The 16,011-nt window shown below is 72.1% G+C and carries 17 protein-coding genes; 13 read left to right on the top strand and 4 right to left on the bottom strand.

Going from position 1 to position 16,011, the window contains the following annotated elements:
* Positions 1 to 575 (bottom strand): acyltransferase family protein (locus tag ACWEOZ_RS37000; RefSeq protein WP_451915327.1); only part of this gene is annotated, 575 nt, incomplete at its 3' end.
* A gap of 3 nt (positions 576 to 578) precedes the next feature.
* On the opposite strand from ACWEOZ_RS37000, the gene ACWEOZ_RS36995 reads away from it, so the two are divergent.
* Positions 579 to 812, top strand: coding sequence for a zinc ribbon domain-containing protein (locus ACWEOZ_RS36995; protein WP_451915326.1), 234 nt, complete (start codon positions 579 to 581; stop codon positions 810 to 812).
* Here the strand turns inward: ACWEOZ_RS36995 and ACWEOZ_RS36990 are convergent.
* Positions 809 to 1,831, bottom strand: coding sequence for a LacI family DNA-binding transcriptional regulator (locus ACWEOZ_RS36990; RefSeq protein WP_451915325.1), 1,023 nt, complete (start codon positions 1,829 to 1,831; stop codon positions 809 to 811). The genes ACWEOZ_RS36995 and ACWEOZ_RS36990 overlap by 4 nt on opposite strands.
* 102 nt (positions 1,832 to 1,933) lie before the next feature.
* Here ACWEOZ_RS36990 and ACWEOZ_RS36985 point away from each other — a divergent pair, with 102 nt between their 5' ends.
* From ACWEOZ_RS36985 to ACWEOZ_RS36970, 4 genes are all read left to right on the top strand, one after another.
* Entirely contained in the window at positions 1,934 to 3,088 is a 1,155-nt protein-coding gene (locus ACWEOZ_RS36985; RefSeq protein WP_451915324.1) for a Gfo/Idh/MocA family protein, read from the top strand.
* Entirely contained in the window at positions 3,085 to 4,254 is a 1,170-nt protein-coding gene (locus ACWEOZ_RS36980) for a dihydrodipicolinate synthase family protein (RefSeq protein ID WP_451915323.1), read from the top strand. Before ACWEOZ_RS36985 ends, ACWEOZ_RS36980 begins: the two co-directional genes overlap by 4 nt.
* Positions 4,251 to 5,054, top strand: coding sequence for a sugar phosphate isomerase/epimerase family protein (locus tag ACWEOZ_RS36975; protein WP_451915322.1), 804 nt, complete (start codon positions 4,251 to 4,253; stop codon positions 5,052 to 5,054). Before ACWEOZ_RS36980 ends, ACWEOZ_RS36975 begins: the two co-directional genes overlap by 4 nt.
* Positions 5,055 to 5,145: 91 nt before the next feature.
* Complete coding sequence (locus ACWEOZ_RS36970; protein ID WP_451915321.1) at positions 5,146 to 5,547, top strand: VOC family protein; 402 nt, start codon at positions 5,146 to 5,148, stop codon at positions 5,545 to 5,547.
* Positions 5,548 to 5,576: 29 nt separating this feature from the next.
* Here ACWEOZ_RS36970 and ACWEOZ_RS36965 read toward each other — a convergent pair whose 3' ends face one another.
* The gene (locus ACWEOZ_RS36965; RefSeq protein ID WP_451915320.1) at positions 5,577 to 6,068 is read right to left on the bottom strand and encodes a DUF3253 domain-containing protein; all 492 of its coding nucleotides are present in this window, start codon (positions 6,066 to 6,068) and stop codon (positions 5,577 to 5,579) included.
* A 105-nt stretch (positions 6,069 to 6,173) separates the two neighbouring features.
* On the opposite strand from ACWEOZ_RS36965, the gene ACWEOZ_RS36960 reads away from it, so the two are divergent.
* Entirely contained in the window at positions 6,174 to 7,163 is a 990-nt protein-coding gene (locus ACWEOZ_RS36960) for a hypothetical protein (RefSeq protein WP_451915319.1), read from the top strand.
* An 18-nt stretch (positions 7,164 to 7,181) separates the two neighbouring features.
* Here the strand turns inward: ACWEOZ_RS36960 and ACWEOZ_RS36955 are convergent, their stop codons facing one another.
* On the bottom strand, positions 7,182 to 8,216 hold the full coding sequence (locus tag ACWEOZ_RS36955) for a LacI family DNA-binding transcriptional regulator (RefSeq protein WP_451915318.1): 1,035 nt from the start codon (positions 8,214 to 8,216) through the stop codon (positions 7,182 to 7,184).
* Positions 8,217 to 8,366: 150 nt separating this feature from the next.
* Here ACWEOZ_RS36955 and ACWEOZ_RS36950 point away from each other — a divergent pair, with 150 nt between their 5' ends.
* The 7 genes from ACWEOZ_RS36950 to ACWEOZ_RS36920 are packed head-to-tail and all read left to right on the top strand — an operon-like array spanning position 8,367 to position 15,950.
* Positions 8,367 to 9,593, top strand: coding sequence for an amino acid ABC transporter substrate-binding protein (locus ACWEOZ_RS36950; RefSeq protein ID WP_451915317.1), 1,227 nt, complete (start codon positions 8,367 to 8,369; stop codon positions 9,591 to 9,593).
* A gap of 7 nt (positions 9,594 to 9,600) precedes the next feature.
* Complete coding sequence (locus tag ACWEOZ_RS36945) at positions 9,601 to 10,488, top strand: branched-chain amino acid ABC transporter permease (RefSeq protein WP_451915316.1); 888 nt, start codon at positions 9,601 to 9,603, stop codon at positions 10,486 to 10,488.
* The gene (locus ACWEOZ_RS36940) at positions 10,472 to 11,497 is read left to right on the top strand and encodes a branched-chain amino acid ABC transporter permease (protein ID WP_451915315.1); all 1,026 of its coding nucleotides are present in this window, start codon (positions 10,472 to 10,474) and stop codon (positions 11,495 to 11,497) included. The genes ACWEOZ_RS36945 and ACWEOZ_RS36940 overlap by 17 nt, the downstream gene beginning before the upstream one ends.
* On the top strand, positions 11,494 to 12,222 hold the full coding sequence (locus ACWEOZ_RS36935; protein ID WP_451915314.1) for an ABC transporter ATP-binding protein: 729 nt from the start codon (positions 11,494 to 11,496) through the stop codon (positions 12,220 to 12,222). Before ACWEOZ_RS36940 ends, ACWEOZ_RS36935 begins: the two co-directional genes overlap by 4 nt.
* A complete protein-coding gene (locus ACWEOZ_RS36930; protein WP_451915313.1) occupies positions 12,215 to 12,961 on the top strand; it encodes an ABC transporter ATP-binding protein in 747 nt (248 codons plus the stop codon). The genes ACWEOZ_RS36935 and ACWEOZ_RS36930 overlap by 8 nt, the downstream gene beginning before the upstream one ends.
* Before the next feature lie 11 nt (positions 12,962 to 12,972).
* Positions 12,973 to 13,881, top strand: coding sequence for a LamG-like jellyroll fold domain-containing protein (locus ACWEOZ_RS36925; protein WP_451915312.1), 909 nt, complete (start codon positions 12,973 to 12,975; stop codon positions 13,879 to 13,881).
* Positions 13,882 to 13,883: 2 nt separating this feature from the next.
* A complete protein-coding gene (locus ACWEOZ_RS36920) occupies positions 13,884 to 15,950 on the top strand; it encodes a PQQ-dependent sugar dehydrogenase (RefSeq protein ID WP_451915311.1) in 2,067 nt (688 codons plus the stop codon).
* Positions 15,951 to 16,011: the final 61 nt, after the last annotated feature.

Below are 16,011 nucleotides of genomic sequence, written 5' to 3'. Positions count from 1 at the left end.
CCGGCGGCCGCCTCGACCGCCCGCCGCCGCGCGGTCGCGGGCAGCCGGACGACGGCCGCCACGAGCAGCAGCGAGAAGGTCAGCAGCAGCACCACGAACCACAGATGTCCGGTCTCGAACTGCTCACCCCCCACGACGAACGGGAAGTCGCCCGGCGTGAACCGCACATCGAGGAACCGGGGGAGGAACTCCCAGTAGCTCTCGTCGTAGCCGGGCTCGGCCCTGAGCCGTAGCCACGGCGGCACCGGCACGATGGTCAGCGTGGCGAAGACCAGCGGCACACCCAGGCGCAGCAGCCGCTCGACGGCGAAGCCACCCGGTCCCCGCCGGCGCATCGAGTGCCGGGCGCCGATGCCCGCGACCAGGAACAGCAGCGGCATCGCCCACACCACGGCCAGCCCGGCCAGCACGGTGGTGGCGCCGGTGGTCTCCTCGTTCTTGATGTAGTAGTCGTCGCTCGCGTCGAAGACCAGGGCCGCGTGGAAGAACACCAGGCCGTACACGACGACGATGCGCAGCGTGTCCAGCGCCGGGCGCCGTCCGGGTGTGGCTCCGCGGTGGCTGGGTACCGTCAACGCGTGTTCCTCATTTTCGGATTCAAGTCCTCGGACCGCCAGATCGCGGCCCCCACGCTGCTGCACGCCTACTGTGGTGCCACGGTGGCGCAGGTGCTGATCAAGCGCACCACCAAGTTCAGCCTCTTCTTCATCCCGCTGTTCCCGGTGCGCCCGGCCCGCTACTACATGCAGTGCACCAACTGCGGCGTCACCGAGGCGGTCGACGCGCGGCACGTGGCCCAGCTGACTGCCTAATGTCGGGGCGGGGCGGCGGTGCTGCCGCGCAGCACCAGCTTCGCCGCCGCGTGCTCCACGAGCGGGCCGTCCCGGTCGTCGTCGCGCAGGGCCAGCGACATCGCGCGGACGCCGATCTCCTCCAGCGGCAACCGTACGGTGCTCAGCGGCGGTGTCACGTCGACCGAGACGGGCATGTCGTCGAAGCCGATCAGGCTCACCTGCCCGGGCACGTCGATGCCGCGTTCCCGCAGGCAGGCCAGGGCGCCCACGGCCATCGAGTCGTTCAGCGCGGCGATGGCGGTCAGTCCCGGATTCTGCTCCAGCAGCGTGGCGGCCGCCGCGGCGCCGCCGTTGCGGTCGAAGTCGGCGTAGATCACCTGCTTGGCGCTCAGCCGGTGCCCGTGCTCCTTGGCAGCGCGGCGCAGCCCGGCGAGGCGGTCGGTGGTCGTGGTCAGGTGCCGCGGCCCGGCGATGACCCCGATGGCGGTGTGGCCGAGCCGGTAGAGCGCGTCCCCGGCGAGATAGCCGCCCGGCTCGTTCTCCGGCACCACGGCGTCACCGGCGTGCTCGTGCCGGCCGATCACCGACACCCGGCCGCCGGTGCTCTGGTAGAGCCGCAGCTTGCCGTCCAGCCGGGCGGTGATCGGTGCGTCGACGTAACCCGAGCCGGCCAGCACGATGGCGGCGGTCTGGTGGGCGTGTAGCAGATCGACGTAGGCCAGCTCGCGTTCCGGGTCGCGGTAGCTGTTGCAGATGATGACCAGCCGCCCGTGGTCGGTGGCGACCCGCTGCAGACCCCGGGTGATCTCGGCGAAGTACGGGTCCGAGACGTCGTGCACGATCACGCCGACGGCCGTGCGGTCGGCCCGGGCCAACTGCTGCGCGTTGGCGTTCGGGACGAACTGCAGCTCGGCGACGGCCGCGAGGACGCGCTCGCGCAGCGCCTCGGCGACCGGCTTGGGGCTGTTGTTGATGATGCGGGACACGGTCGCGGTCGAGACCCCCGCCCGCCGCGCGACGTCCGCGAGAGTCGCCACGCCGTGAACACTAGTCCATCAGCGGCGGGGGGCAACCGCTTGCCTGTTGCGTCCGCGCGCCGGTAGCCTGCCGGGAAAGCGCTTACCTGAGGGGGTCGGCCCATGTCCGCTCGCGTCCCGATCGGGATCGTCATGAACGGTGTCACCGGAAGGATGGGCTATCGCCAGCACCTGGTCCGCTCCCTGCTCGCCATCCGGGAGAGCGGCGGGCTGCCGCTGCGCGACGGCTCCGTGCTCTGGCCGGAGCTGCTGCTCGTCGGCCGCAGCGAGGCCAAGTTGCGGGACGTGGCCGGCCGCCACGGCCTGACCGAGTGCACCACCGATCTCGGCGCGGCCCTGGCCCGCTCCGACATGCACATCTACTTCGACGCCCAGGTGACCAGCGAGCGGGAGAAGGCCATCGGGCTGGCCATCGAGGCCGGCAAGCACATCTACACCGAGAAGCCGCTGGCGACCACGCTGCACGGCGCGATCGAGCTGGCCCGCTCGGCCGACGCGGCCGGGGTCAAGCACGGCGTGGTGCAGGACAAGCTGTTCCTGCCCGGCCTGCGCAAGCTGGAACGACTGATCACGGGCGGCTTCTTCGGCCGGATCCTGTCGATCCGCGGCGAGTTCGGCTACTGGGTCTTCGAGGGGGACTGGCAGGCCGCCCAGCGCCCGAGCTGGAACTACCGGGCCGCGGACGGCGGCGGCATCGTGGTGGACATGTTCCCGCACTGGCACTACGTACTGGAGCAGCTGTTCGCCCCGGTACGCGCGGTCACCGCCCACGTCACCACGCACATCCCCGAGCGCTGGGACGAGCGCGGCGAGCCGTACGAGGCCACCGCCGACGACTCCGCGTACGGCATCTTCGAGCTCGACGGAGGTGTGGTCGCCCAGATCAACTCCTCCTGGGCCGTCCGGGTCAACCGTGACGAGCTGGTCGAGTTCCAGGTGGACGGCACCGAGGGCAGTGCCGTGGCGGGCCTGCGCAACTGCCGGATCCAGCACCGGGCCACGACGCCCAAGCCGGTGTGGAACCCCGACCTGCCACTGACCCACTCCTTCCGCGACCAGTGGCAGGAGGTGCCGGACAACGAGGACTTCGACAACGGTTTCAAGGCGCAGTGGGAGATGTTCCTGCGCCACGTGGCCGAGGACACCCCGTACACGTGGGATCTGTGGGCCGGGGCGCGTGGGGTGCAGCTGGCCGAGCTCGGCCTGCAGTCGGCCCGTGAGGGCCGCCGCATCGAGATCCCGGAGCTGGAGCAGTGACCCGGACACTGCACCTGCCGGACGGGTCGTTGACCCTTTCCGGCGGGGGTGCCGGGTGGGCCACGCCCGGGGCGCCGTTCACCAGCAGGGTCGCCTACGCGGCGGCCCACGTCGTGGCCGATCCCGGCGCCGAGAACGTGCCGGGTGCGCCGCCCGCGGTGGACTGGGACGCCACCCTGGCCTTCCGGCGCCACCTCTGGGCGCACGGCTTCGGCGTGGCCGAGGCGATGGACACCGCCCAGCGCGGCATGGGCCTGGACTATCCGGCGGCCCGCGAGCTGATCCGGCGCTCGGCCCGCGAGGCGGCGGCGGTGGGCGGCACGATCGTCGCCGGCGTCGCCACCGACCAGCTCCCGCCCGGCCCGGCGACCCTGGACGAGATCCGCAAGGCGTACGGCGAACAGCTGACCGACGTGCAGGAAGCCGGCGCCGTCCCGGTGCTGATGTGCAGCCGTCACCTGGCGGCCGCGGCCCGGACGGCCCAGGACTACCTGGACGTGTACGGGCAGCTGATCGACGACTCCGACCAGCCGGTGGTGCTGCACTGGCTCGGCCCGGCCTTCGACCCCCTGCTCGCCGGCTACTGGGGAGCCGGCGAGCAGGGCCCCGCCGAGCTGGAACAGGCCGCCGACACGGTGGCCGAGCTCATCGCCGCGCACCCGGGCAGGGTCGACGGGATCAAACTGTCGCTGCTGGACGAGGACTTCGAGGTGGCGATGCGGCGCCGGCTCCCGGCCGGGGTACGGCTGTACACCGGCGACGACTTCAACTACCCGGTGCTGATCCGCGGTGACGAGCAGGGCCACTCCGAGGCGCTGCTGGGCATCTTCGCCGCGATCGCACCCCCGGCCGCGGCGGCGCTGCGGGCCCTGGACGCGGGCGACCTCGAGGCGTACGACCGCATCCTGGCCCCGACCGTGACTCTGTCCCGGCACCTGTTCGAGACACCGACCTGGTACTACAAGACGGGCATCGTGTTCCTGTCCTGGCTGGCCGGTCACCAGGACCACTTCACGATGGTCGGTGGCGTGCAGAGCGGCCGCTCGCCGCGGCACCTGGCGCGGCTGCTGCGCCTGGCCGACGCCGCCGGGCTGCTGCCCGACGCCGAGCTCGCCGCCCACCGCGCCCGGGCCTGGCTCACGACCGTGGGGGTGGCGCAGCCGTGAAGCGCTTCTCCCTGAACCAGGCGACGACCAAGCACTGGCCCCTGCCCGACCTGGTCGCCGGGTGCGTCGAGGCCGGCGTGACCGGCGTCGGCCTGTGGCGCGAGGACGTCCAGGCGTACGGCGTCGAGAAATCCGCGGCGCTGGTCCGCGACGCGGGACTGACCGTCACCTCGCTGTGCCGGGGCGGCTTCTTCCAGCAGGACGGCTGGCCGGACGAGAACAAACGCGCGATCGACGAGGCGGCGACCCTGGGCGCCCCGGCGCTGGTACTGGTCTCCGGTGGCCTGCCCGAGGGCAGCCGCGACACCGACGCGGCCCGGGCCCACGTGGGGGAGGCGATCGGCACGCTGGTGCCGTACGCGCTGGACGCGGGTGTGCAGCTCGGCATCGAGGCGCTGCACCCGATGTACGCCTCCGACCGCTGCGTCGTGTCCACCCTCGGGCAGGCGCTGGACCTGGCGGCGCCGTACCCGGCCGAGGCGGTCGGGGTCGTGGTGGACACGTACCACCTGTGGTGGGACGACGCGGTGTGGGAGCAGATCGCCCGGGCCGGCCGCGAGCAGCGGATCGCCTGCTTCCAGGTCGCCGACTGGGTCACGCCGCTGCCGGCCGGGGTGCTGCTGGGCCGCGGGTTGCCGGGCACGGGCTGCGTGGAGCTGCGCCGCTTCCGCGAGGCGGTGGACGCGGCGGGCTACACGGGACCGATCGAGGTCGAGGTCTTCAACGAGGCGGTCTGGGCCCGGGAGGGCCGCGAGGTCCTCGGCGAGACCCTGAGACGCTGCCGGGAGCACGTCGAGTAGCGGGCGGGGCAGCCGGAACGGCCCGTTTCCACTACTGTCCCGCCAGGCGGCAGGCGCCGCGTGATCGATCGTGGAAAGAAGGAACTGGCGCGTGATCAAGGGACTGAGCAAGATCGAGGTCATCACGGTGTTCGCCGAGGACCTCGCGGCCACCCGGGCGTTCTACGAGGACGTCTTCGGGCTCGAGGTCGTCTACGCGGACGAGGCCTCGGCCGTGGTCCGGCTGGACAACCTGATGATCAATGTCCTGCGCGCCGACCGGGCCGACACGCTCATCGAGCCGCAGCCGGTGGGCCCACCGGGGAACGGCGCCCGCCTGCTCATCACCATCCAGGTCGACGACGCCGACGCCACGTGCGAGGAGCTCCGGCGGCACGGCGTCACCATCCTCAACGGCCCGGTCGACCGCCCGTGGGGCCGCCGGACAGCCGCCTTCGCCGACCCGGCGGGCACCATGTGGGAGATCGCGCAGCACCTGCCGCAATCGTCCTGAACCGCGGGTCATCCGGTCGTAGCGGCTGGTCACCAGCCGGGGCCGCGAGCAAGGCGGACCGGCCCCACCGCGACCGCCACGTCGACGTCGACGCCGTGCTGACGAACGGCAATGACCCCCGCTGCGGCCAGCTCGCCCGCCACCTCCCGGGCTGGGCCCATCAGGTCACGCCACGCCGGGCCGCCGGCGACCCGGGCCGCGTCGCTGGGGCAGATGGTGGCCTCGGGGCGGCGGTGCCACAGCAGTGCGCGCATCGCGGCGGCCAGCCGCTCACGCCGGCCTTCGGGCGTCGGTGCCCACCAGGGATCGCCTCGTTCGGCCAGCGCCACCTCGGCATCCCGCACCCGGGTCCGGGCCGCGTCCGGGTCGTCGTGGGCGAGCCGGCGGGCGGCCGTCAGCTCGGCCACCAGTTCGCGGCGCAGGGAGTCCGGGATGGCGGGGTCGCTCGCCTGCCGCCGGCGCCCGGAGACGATGAGGTACCGACCGTCTGCCGTCGTCGTCCCGTCTTCGGTGGGGTTCACAGAGCCATTGTCCTCGGCCGGGAGGCCGCCCGGAGCGTGTCGCTGCTGGGAGCCGGCTGAGGACGGCTCAGCCGGTCCACAGCGGGCCCGTCACAGGATCGGCGCATGTCGCTACGTCGTGCTCTTACGGCCGCCTGCGTGGTGTTCGTCGTCGGTGAGGTGGCGCTCCGGCTGTCCTGGATCGCCGGTGGGCGCTGGGGGTACACCGCCTGTGACCGGACCGACCTCGGGGATCATCCGGCCGGTGGGTGTGGGGCCGACCAGGTTGCCACGGTGCCGTTCGCGGCCGGGTGGGGCGCGCTCGGCCTCTGCGTTGCGCTGGCCGTGCTCATCGCGTACGCGCATCGGTGGAAGGCGGCCGTGACCTGGGTCGCGGCCGTGATTCTGCTGGTCCTGGCCTTTCCGCTGCACCTGCTCTTCGAGATTCCGGCCGGAGTCGCCGGGCGGCCCACGGACTGGCGGGACATCGGTGGCCGGGTCGCGTTGCTGGCCGGGGGCATCGCCTTCGCCGGGCTGGCCAACGTGGTGGGGCCGCCGGGCGGACCGCCGCCGACCGAGTTCCGGCCGGTGCCGGGGTGGGCGCGACGCTGGGCGTACGTGGCGGTGGCGCTGCCCATCGTGGGCTGGGCCGTGCCGCACGGGCTGTGGGTGCTCGGCGTGCCGTTCGGGATCTCCGAGCAGGAGCTGCGCAGCGCCGACGCGGGCCTGTCGACGGCCACCGGGGTGGCCATCACCGTGGTGCCGCCCCTGGCCGGGCTGCTCGTGCTCGGGCTGGTGCAGCGGTGGGGGCAGCAGTTCCCCCGGTGGGTGCCGGTAGTGGGCGGCCGGCGGGTTCCGCGGCTGCTGGCGGTGCTGCCCGCCGGCACCGTGGCGGTCGCGCTGGTGACCTACGGCGTGCTGAGCTTCGGAGTGTTCGCCGGGCAGGTGCTGGACGGGCAGCAGAGCTGGGCGCAGGTCCGTACGGGCTGGGCGACGGTCGCCACGCTGCTGGTCTTCCTCAGCTGGGGCGTGGCCGTGGGCGTGACCACCGCGGGATACGTCGTGGCGACCCGCGCATCACCCGACCGAGACAGCACCAGCCGGCCACCCCCGTAGCCCTGGTGCGGAGGGCGTTCAGCGACCCGGGGCCGGTCCCGTCGAGTCGCGGACGATCAGCTGGTGGCCCGTCGGCCGCCTCCGGGGCCGGGCCGGGCGGGGCTTGAGAGCCAGCTCCAGAGCCATCCGCCCCATGTCGGTCATCGGCAGCCGGACCGTGGTCAGGCTGGGCGCCAGGTCCGCCGCCACCGACACGTCGTCGAAGCCCACCACCGACATCTGCTCCGGCACCCGGATCCGGTGGGCGCGCAGGGCCGACAGCACGCCCATCGCCATCGCGTCGTTGAGGGCGACGATCGCCGTGGTGCCGGGGTGCTCGTCGATGATCCGGTCGGCCGCGGCCCGGCCGCCGTCGCGGGTGAAGTCGGTGTGCACCACCGGCAGGTCGTCCAGCGACAGGCCGTGGGCGCGCAGGCCCGCCGCCACCCCGGCGAGCCGGTCGGCCACCGTGGTCAGGCCCGGGGTCCCCGCGGCGACCGCAATCCGGCGGTGGCCGAGCGCGACCAGATGGTCGCCGAGGGCCCGGCCGCCGGCCTCGTTGTCGGGGAGCACGGCGTCGACGCCCAGGGAGTGCCGGCCGATGACCGCGACCCGGCCGCCGAGGCTCTGGAACGCCGACAGGTCCGCCTTGGCCTCGGCCTCGATGCGGGGGTCGTCGTAGCCCGAGCCGGCCACGATGATGATGCCGACCCGCTGGGCGATCAGGTTGCGGATCTGGCGCAGCTCGTGGCCGGGGTCGCGGCCGGAGTGGCAGATCTGCACCAGCAGGCTCTGCTCGTCGGCGACCTGGATGACCCCGCCGGCGATCTCGGAGAAGTACGGGTCGTCCACCTGGTGCACGACCAGGCCCACGGTGGAGCTGGCCCCGCCGGCCAGGGTCCGCGCGTACGGGTTGGCCACGTAGCCCAGCTCGCGGGAGATCTGCCGGATCCGGTTGGCCACCTCCTCGCTGACCCCGTCGCGGCCGGCGAGGGCCCGGGAGGCGGTGGCCAGCGAGACACCGGCGCGTTCGGCGACGTCGACGAGGCGCAGCCTCGGACCGGGTTTGGGCATCCGTCCACTCTCCACGGAAACGATCACACGCAGTTGATCACCGACGGTGAAGCTGGTGTTACGCCGCTATTGCCAGTGACGTGACACACACCCTAGGCTACGTAAGCGCTTTCGCAAGCGCTTACGTCCGGGGCAGAGGAGCTTCCGAGGATGCGTTCATCACTACGGCGTACACGCTGGGCCGCGGCCCTTGGCGCGACCACGATCCTCGCCCTCGGCGCGTGCAGCGGCGACGGCGACGGCGGTTCCACCGCCACCGACGACCCGATCCTGGTGGGCATCTCGCTGCCGCTGACCGGGGACTTCTCCGAGCCCGGCAAGGGCGTGCAGCAGGGTTACGAGGCCTGGGCCAAGATCACCAATGACAAGGGCGGCCTGCTCGGGCGCCAGATCCAGCTGAAGATCCTCGACGACCAGTCCAACGCGGACCGGGTCGTCGCCGACTACGAGCAGCTGATCGGCAGCGACGAGGCCGACCTGGTGGTGGGCCCGTTCTCCACCCGGCTCGTGGTGCCGGCCGCCCGCGTCGCCGAGGAGTACGGCATGCTCTTCGTCGAGCCGGCCGGCGCGGCCAAGGAGGTCTTCTCCCAGGGCTTCAAGAACCTGTTCTACGCCGCCCCGGCGGTGGCCAACGACCACTACAACCACCTCGCGGAGTATCTGCTGGCGCTGCCGGCGGACAAGCGGCCCAAAACCGTGGCCTACGCGGCCATGGACGACCCGTTCGCGCAGGGCACGGCGTACGGCCTCAAGGACAAGCTGGAGGCAGCCGGGATCAGGACGGTCGTCAACGAGGTCTACCCGCCCAACACCACCGACTTCAGCAGCATCGCCGCGAAGATCGCCTCGTCCAAGGCGGACATGCTGGTGGGCGGCTCGCAGTACCAGGACGGCGTCAACCTCATCGTCGCCTTGCAACAGCTGAACTACCAGCCCAAGCTCGCGGCCTTCTCCGGCGCGCCGACCAACCCCGAGTTCGCCAAGGCGATCGGCAACAAGACCGAGGGTGTGCTCTCGCCGACCGGCTACAGCCCGGACGTGCCGTACCCGAGCAACAAGGAGTTCGTCGAGAAGTTCACCGCGCAGTTCGGCCAGGCGCCCGACGAGGACCAGGCCAACGCGTACACGACCGGGCAGGTCGTCGCGGCCGCGGTGACCGCCGTGGGCTGCGCCGAGCAGGGGGACTGCCAGCAGAAGCTGGTCGACTGGGTCCACGGCAACAAGGTGGAGACCGTCGTCGGGCCGCTGAGCTGGGACCGGACCGGCAAGCCGCAGGGCGCGCACATGATCCAGCAGTGGGTCGGCGGCAAGATCAAGATCGTGCTGCCGGCGGCCGTCAAAGAGGCCGACTTCGTCTATCCCAAGCCGGCCTGGTGAGACTCGCATGCCCTCCGGTGCACTGCTGTTCCAGAGCGTGATCCTGGGTCTGCTGCTGGGCGGGCTCTATGCCCTGCTGGCGGCCGGGCTCACCCTCTACTTCGGCATCATGCGGGTCGTCATGATCGCGCACTCGGCGTTCCTGATCCTGGCGGCGTACCTGGCCTGGTGGACGCACACCCGGCTGGGCATCGACCCGCTGCTCTCGCTGATCGTCACCGTGCCGCTGTTCTTCGGCGCCGGGGTGCTGCTGCAGCGAGGGCTGCTGTCCCGGCTGCGGGCGCTCACGCTGACCATGATGTCGGTCCTGCTGACCTTCGCCGTAGCGCTGATCATCGAGGGACTGCTCGGGTACGCGTTCACCGGCACCCAGCGGCGCATCCAGCTCGGCTACGGCTCGGCGAGCCTGCAGGTCTTCGGCGCGCGGATCGCCGTGGTCAAGCTCATCGCCTTCGGGCTGGCCGTGCTGGCCCTCGCCGCGCTGTACCTGCTGATGAAGAAGACCACCTTCGGCTGGGCGCTACGGGCCACCATCCAGCACCGCGACGCGGCCCGGCTGGTCGGCATCGACACCGAGAAGGTGGCCGGCTACGGCTTCGGACTGGGGCTGGCCACGGCCGCGGTCGGCGGCACGGCGTTGTCGCTGGACACCACCATCTACCCGTCGCTGCACTGGCACTGGATCGGCCCGCTGATGGCCATCATCGTGGTCGGCGGCCTGGGCAGCGTGCCGGGCGCGGCCGCCGCGGCGATGCTGCTCGGGCTGATCCAGAGCCTGCTGCAGATCCCGCTCGGCACCACCTGGGCGCAGACCATCTTCTACCTGGCGCTCTTCGCCACGCTGGCGTTCCGGCCGCAGGGATTCTTCGGAGGTCGTCTTGCGCAGCGTTTCTAAGGGGATCGGGCTGGTCCTGCTGGCCGCCGCGGTCCTGTCCTTCCCGAGCCTGGCCCCCAATCCGTACATCCTGTCCGCCGGCATCGTGGTGCTCAACTACGCGGTGCTGTCCACCTCGTGGAACTTCGTCGGCGGCTTCACCGGCTACATCTCGCTCGGGCACGGCGCGCTGGCCGGCCTCGGTGGCTACGGCACCGCGCTGCTGGTCACCGAGGCGGGCCTGCCGAGCTTCGTGGCCCTGGCGGTGGCCGCGCTGGCGGTCGCGGCCCTGGCGGTGCCGATCGGGCTGGCCGCGCTACGGGTACGCGGCGCGTCGTTCGTCATCGTCTCGATCGCCCTGGTGCTGATCCTGCTCCTGGTGTTCCAGAGCTGGGCCTCGGTGACCGGCGGCTCCCGCGGACTCGTGGTGCCGCGGCCCTTCCCGGACCTGCGGCGCCCGGAACACCACCGGGTCTTCTTCTACCTGTTCGCCGCCCTGCTGGCGCTGGCCCTGCTGGCCTGGTGGCTGATCGACCGGTCCCGCTTCGGGCTGGGCCTCAAGGCGATCCGCGAGGACGAGGACAAGGCCGAGGCGCTGGGCACCCCGACGTTCGCGTACAAGCTGATCGTCTTCGTGGTGTCGGCCGGCTTCACCGCGCTGGCCGGCGGCCTGTACGCGCTGTGGTTCGGCGACCTCGACCCGGTCTTCCAGTTCTCCATCCTCACCGGCTCCTACCTCGTGCTGATGGCGTTGCTGGGTGGCGTGCGCAACCTGTTCGGCCCGCTGGCCGGCGCGCTGATCGTGGGCACCGCGCTGGAGTACTTCAAGGGTCAGTTCGGCAACACCCCGCTGCACCTGGTCGCCACCGGCGTGCTGCTGGGCCTGGTCGTCATGTTCATGCCCGACGGCGTGCTGCCCGCGATCACCGGCCTGTGGCAGCGCCTGCGCACGTCGCCGCAGAGCTCGATCCGTGAGGTCAGCGCGGCCGACCTGCAGACCGAACGGCAACGGGCGGAGGTGGCCAAATGAGCCTCGCGACGGTGGAGCTGCGCAAGGCGTTCGGGGGAGTGGTGGCGCTCGACGGTGCCACGGTGACCTTCCGCGAGGGCCAGGTCAACGCGCTCATCGGACCCAACGGCTCCGGCAAGACCACCTTCTTCAACTGCGTCACGGGCATGATCCGGGCCGACAGCGGCACCGTCACGTACGGCGGCACCGACATCACCCGCAGGGCGCCGCACCTGATCGCCCGGGCCGGGGTGGGCCGCACGTTCCAGCTCTGCCGGGTGTTCCCCCGGATGACGGCGCTGGACAACGTGCTGGCCGCCGTACGCCCGGGTGGGGTGACCGGCGGGCTGCGCGGCGCGCGGCACCGCGCCGAGGTCGACCGGGCCCGCGGCTGGCTGACCCGGCTGGGCATCGAGCACCTGAGCGACATCGAGGCCCGCGCCATGTCCTGGGGCCAGCAGAAGCTGCTGGAGCTGGCCGGGGTGCTGATGGGCGAGCCGGCCACCGTGCTGCTCGACGAGCCGGCCGGCGGCGTCAACCCGGCGCTGCTGGACCGGATCGGCACGCTGGTCCGCGAGCTCAACGCCGAGGGCCGCACCTTCGTGATCGTCGAACACAACATGGACCTGGTGATGAGCATCAGCGACCACATCGTGGTCTTCGACCGCGGCGCCCCGATCGCCGAGGGCCCGCCGTCGCTGATCCGCACCGACGAGCGCGTGCTGGGGGCCTACCTTGGTGTCTGAGATCGAACTCGTCGACGTGCAGGCCGGCTACGGCCGGGCCGCCCCGGTGCTGCGCGGCTTCAGCGTCGCGGTGCCGGCCGGCTCGGTGGTCTGCCTGGTCGGACCGAACGGGGCCGGCAAGTCCACCGTGCTCAAGGTGGCCAGCGGGCTGCTCAAGCCCCGGTCCGGCCGAATCCTGGTCGGCGGTGAGGACGTCACCGGCATCGGCCCGCAGCGGATGCTGGCCGCCGGCGTCGCCCTGGTGCTGCAGGGTCACAGCGTCTTCCGGGAGATGACCGTCGAGGAGAACGTCCTGCTCGGCGGCTACACCCTGAAGGACAAGGCGAAGGCCGCCGAGCGGGCCGCCTTCGTCAAGGAGCTCTTCCCGGTGGTCGCCGAGCGCTGGGGATCGCTCGCCGGCCTGCTCTCCGGCGGCCAGCAGAAGCAGGTCGAGTTCGCCCGCTCGCTGATGGTCGACCCGAAGGTGGTGCTGCTCGACGAGCCGTCGATGGGCCTCGACCCGAAGGCCACCAGCACCATCTTCGAGCAGGTCGTGCGGATGCGCGACGCCGGCACGGCCGTGCTGCTGGTCGAGCAGAACGCGCGGCGGGCGCTGGAGACCGCCGACATCGGCTGCGTGCTCGACCTTGGCCGGGTGCACATCTCCGGCCCGGCCGCCCAGCTGCTGGCCGATCCCCAGCTCGGTGAGCTCTACCTCGGCGGCCGTCCCGCCGAGCCGAAAGTCACTCCGAAGAGCTGAGAGGTGTTCCGATGAGGCGCGCACTCCTCGCCACCGCCGTGGTCGTCGCGATCGGCGCCGCCGCGGTCCCGGCGCAGGCGGGCTCCACCGGCCCGCGTGACGTCCATCCGTCCCTGCGATCGAGTCTGGTCGCCTTCTACGACTTCGACCACCCGATGCCGGCCGATCCCGCGCTGGAGGCCGACCAGGGCCGCTCCGGTACCGAGATCGAGCTGGTCAACGGGGGAGCGGCCATGCGCGTGCCGGACCGCGCCTACCCCCGGGGCCGCAAGGTCCTGCAGACCCGGCCGGTCGCCGCCGGCACCACCGACGACTGGAAGGCCGGCATCTGGTCGGCCAGCGGCGTCCGCACGCTGCGCGCGTTCAACGCGGCCGAGGGCACCACGGTGATGGGCTGGTTCAAGCGTGCGATGGACGGACCGGCCGCCGGCTTCAACGCGATCGGCCTGACCGGGGTGCTGACCGGCGACTCCGACGGGCACTCCGTACGGGCGCTGCTCGAACTGATCGACGTCGACGGGACGCTGCGCCTGGTCGCGCTCGGCCGGCGCCTCGACGGCGGCAACTCGCAGACGTTCGCCGCGAACGAGGACTGGCGCACCCTGCTGCCCAAGGACGAGTGGGTGCACCTGACGGCCACGTTCGACTTCACCGCGGGCACCATGGCGCTCTACCGCAACGGCCAAGCGGTCGAGGGGTTCTACACCCGTACCGACGACCCGTGGCTGATCAACGGGCCCGGACCGCACGTCACCACGGCCACCGATCCGCGCGGCATCAAGATCGGCGGCAGCTTCCCCTGGCAGGGCTCGCCGGACCGCAATCCGTGCGACTGCCGGATGGACGCGCTCATGCTCCTCGACCGCTCGCTGCCGGCGCGCGACGTCGCGAGCCAGTACCGCTTCATGACCCGGGGGTAATGATGTTCCGAAGGATCCTGCCCGTCGCCGCCCTGCTGCTGTCCACTCTGGTCGGTCCGCCCTCGGCGGCCCGGGCCGCGGACGGCGCCGTCTACGACCCGGTACCCACCGAACCGGTGACCTCCCGGCTCGGGCTGGTGCTGTCGGAGTATGCGAGCTTCCCGCAGTCGGTCACCGACCCGCCGCTGGTCGACCAGCGGCTCAACCGGGTCGCCCGGATCAACACCATCATGGAGGTGCCGGACGGCTCGGGCCGGCGCGCGGTGCCCGACCTGAACGGCAACCTGTACTTCGTGGAGAACGGCGTGCCGCACGTCTACCTCGACGTAGCCGCGACCTTCCAGCCGGAGTTCTTCTCCGGCCGCGGCCTCGGCCAGGGCTTCGGGTACGTCGCGTTCCACCCCGACTTCCAGCGCAACGGCCTCTTCTACACGATCCACACCGAGGAAGCGGCGATCACCGCCGACGTCCCGGACTACCGGCAGACCACCGTGCTGTACCACGGGGTCATCAACGAGTGGAAGGCCACCGACCCGGCCGCCGGCACCTTCTCCGGGACCCACCGCGAGGTGCTGCGGATCGGCTTCGGCGGCCAGATCCACGGCATTCAGGAGATCAACTTCAACCCGGCCGCCCGGCCCGGCGACGCCGACTACGGGCTGCTCTACCTCGCCGTCGGCGACGGGGGCCAGGGCGCCAACAACACCGACCCGCAGAACCTGGCCCTGCCGCACGGCAAGCTGCTGCGCATCGACCCGCGAGGCACGAACGCGCCGAACGGCAAGTACGGCATCCCGGCGTCGAACCCGTACGCCGGGCAGGCCGGGCGGCTGGGCGAGATCTACGCGTACGGGATGCGCGACCCGCACCGGTTCAGCTGGGACCGGGCCACCGGCCGGCTGTACCTGGGCCACATCGGTGAGCACGCGGTTGAGGCCGTCTACGAGGTGCGCGCCGGGGACAACCTGGGCTGGAGCGAGCGCGAGGGCCGGTTCGTCTACGACAAGACCGCCACCGATCCGTGCGACCGGCTGCTGCCCCTGCCGGCCGACGACGCGGGCTACACGTACCCGGTGGCCGCGTACGACCACAACCCGCCGCCGGACTGGAACTGCACCTCCGATGTCGGGGTGGCCGTGGCCGGCGGCTTCGTCTACCGCGGCCGCGACGTGCCGGCCCTGCGCGGCAAGTACGTCTTCGGCGACCTGGTCGACGGCCGGGTCCTCTACACCGAGGTGAGCGAGATGCGCCGCGGCCGTGCCCCCGCCACCATCCACCGGCTCAACCTGTTCGACGCGGCCGGCACCCCGGTGCGCATGCAGGACCTGTCCGCACCGGGCGCACCCGGCGACCCCAACCGGGTCGACCTGCGGTTCGGCACCGACGCCCGGGGCGAGCTCTACCTGCTGGCCAAGGCCAACGGCAAGGTCTGGAAGGTCACCGGCACCCGCACCTTCGCGGCGGGACCGGTGGGCCACACCCGGGTGCGCCACACCATGGACCCGGCGAGCTGGGCGCCGGTCACTCCGGCCAAGTGGCGCCTCACGGGCGACGAGGTCATCCTCGCGGAGGCAGGTGTGCCACGCCCGGGCCCGCGGCGCCCGTTCGAGTACGCGGTCCTGACGGCGGGCCCGGCCCTGTCGTCGGTCGAGATCAAAGCGACGGTACGCCTCGACGAGCCGGTCGAGATCACCAACCGCGACGTGATCATCGTCTTCGGCTACCGCTCGGACACGGAGTTCTACTACGCCCACCTGTCCACCGACAACACGATCTACCCGCACAACGGCATCTTCAAGGTCGACAACGCCGACCGGGAACGCATCGACTACCAGTGGAACGGCCGCTCCCGCGGCGCCGACCCGGCGGTGGTCGACCGTGACTGGCACGACGTGGTGGTCCGGCACCTGCCGGCGACCGGCGAGATCGCGGTCTACCTCGACGGGTCACGGGACCCGCTGATGACGGCCCGCGACACGACATTCGGCTCGGGGCGGGTCGGCTTCGGCTCGTTCGACAACATCGGCCGCCTCGGCGCCCTCAAGGTCACCGGCACCCCGGCCGGCTGAGACACCGTTCGCCGCGAGCCGGCACCGGGGATCGCCGTCCCGGTGCCGGCTCCGCGGCGGG

The sequence above is a fragment of the Actinoplanes sp. NPDC004185 genome, assembly GCF_053603475.1.
This window is presented reverse-complemented; position numbering and strand designations above follow the sequence as displayed.

Bases quoted from the DNA above. Each gene is read 5' to 3' on its own strand.
- ACWEOZ_RS36950 (WP_451915317.1), top strand. From the start codon at position 8,367: ATGCGTTCATCACTACGGCGTACACGCTGGGCCGCGGCCCTTGGCGCG.
- ACWEOZ_RS36925 (WP_451915312.1), top strand. From the start codon at position 12,973: ATGAGGCGCGCACTCCTCGCCACCGCCGTGGTCGTCGCGATCGGCGCC.
- ACWEOZ_RS36945 (WP_451915316.1), top strand. From the start codon at position 9,601: ATGCCCTCCGGTGCACTGCTGTTCCAGAGCGTGATCCTGGGTCTGCTG.
- ACWEOZ_RS36935 (WP_451915314.1), top strand. From the start codon at position 11,494: ATGAGCCTCGCGACGGTGGAGCTGCGCAAGGCGTTCGGGGGAGTGGTG.
- ACWEOZ_RS36955 (WP_451915318.1), bottom strand. From the start codon at position 8,216: ATGCCCAAACCCGGTCCGAGGCTGCGCCTCGTCGACGTCGCCGAACGC.
- ACWEOZ_RS36985 (WP_451915324.1), top strand. From the start codon at position 1,934: ATGTCCGCTCGCGTCCCGATCGGGATCGTCATGAACGGTGTCACCGGA.
- ACWEOZ_RS36920 (WP_451915311.1), top strand. From the start codon at position 13,884: ATGTTCCGAAGGATCCTGCCCGTCGCCGCCCTGCTGCTGTCCACTCTG.
- ACWEOZ_RS36960 (WP_451915319.1), top strand. From the start codon at position 6,174: ATGTCGCTACGTCGTGCTCTTACGGCCGCCTGCGTGGTGTTCGTCGTC.